We start from the raw sequence: 884 nt of genomic DNA, 5'->3' as shown, positions 1-884 counted from the left end.
TGAATCCAAACATCAAATACAAATCCTATCAGAAAAATAATGTAAATTTACCTGAACTTACGATTTAAAAACAGACCTAGTTCAAATTATTTTTTGCCTTCTAAACGGCTAAAAAAATCTTTTGAACGGTATAAATTAACCTAAAAAAAGGTCAACCTATATCAGTATAATACACCCGTCCTAAATAAAGGCTACATAATTTTAAACATTATGTACAAAAATGACAAAGTAATCAGACGGTATTCAGAACCTTTCAAACTGAAAATTTTAGCCGAACTTACAACCGGTAAACACACAAAGAGCGAACTTTGTAAACTCTACTCTATTGCTCCTACAACGGTCAACGAGTGGATTAAAAAATACAATCGTAAAGATCTAATGAAAACCAGAGTAAAAGTGGAAACAAAAGACGAAATATCTAGAATTAAAGCACTTCAAAAAGAGATTGAACAGCTAAAAAAACTACTGATTAAAAAGGATTTAGATACTTTGGTATTAGATTCATACCTTGAAGTAGCAGCCGAAGACTTAGGCTATAAATCTGTAGCTGAACTAAAAAAAAAGCTAAGTATAAAGCCTTAATTAAAGCTAAAGAGAAATCTAAGGGATTTACGTCTTTAACCACTATAACACATTGTTTTGGACTTAAACGTGATGCGTATTATAAATACAAATCTAGAGCTGATAAGCGTTTAATACTGGAACAACAGATTATTAACATAGTCAGTAAAAAACGTAAATCCCTTCCTAGAGAAGGGATTTACGTAAACTCATAAAACATTAGATAATGAGTTTACTAAAACCAACATTAAAGTGGGTAGAGATACCCTATTTAATGTCCTTAGAAAACATAATATGCTAACACTTAGAAAGAAAACTAGTGC

Annotated in this window: 1 protein-coding gene; it reads left to right on the top strand. The window is 30.7% G+C overall.

Translation table 11 applies throughout. The annotated features are described in order from the left end of the window. Nucleotides 1-210 precede the first annotated feature (210 nt). Complete coding sequence (locus tag DFQ08_RS09035; protein ID WP_114309665.1) at nt 211-582, top strand: transposase; 372 nt, start codon at nt 211-213, stop codon at nt 580-582. Nucleotides 583-884 lie beyond the last annotated feature (302 nt).

This window comes from Winogradskyella arenosi (assembly GCF_003337305.1).
GTDB lineage: Bacteria > Bacteroidota > Bacteroidia > Flavobacteriales > Flavobacteriaceae > Winogradskyella > Winogradskyella arenosi.
The sequence above is the reverse complement of the archived record's forward strand: the minus strand, read 5'-3'. Positions and strand labels throughout refer to the sequence as shown.

What these genes read in the sequence shown, in the direction of transcription:
- DFQ08_RS09035 (WP_114309665.1), top strand. Translation starts at nt 211, where the DNA reads ATGTACAAAAATGACAAAGTAATCAGACGGTATTCAGAACCTTTCAAA.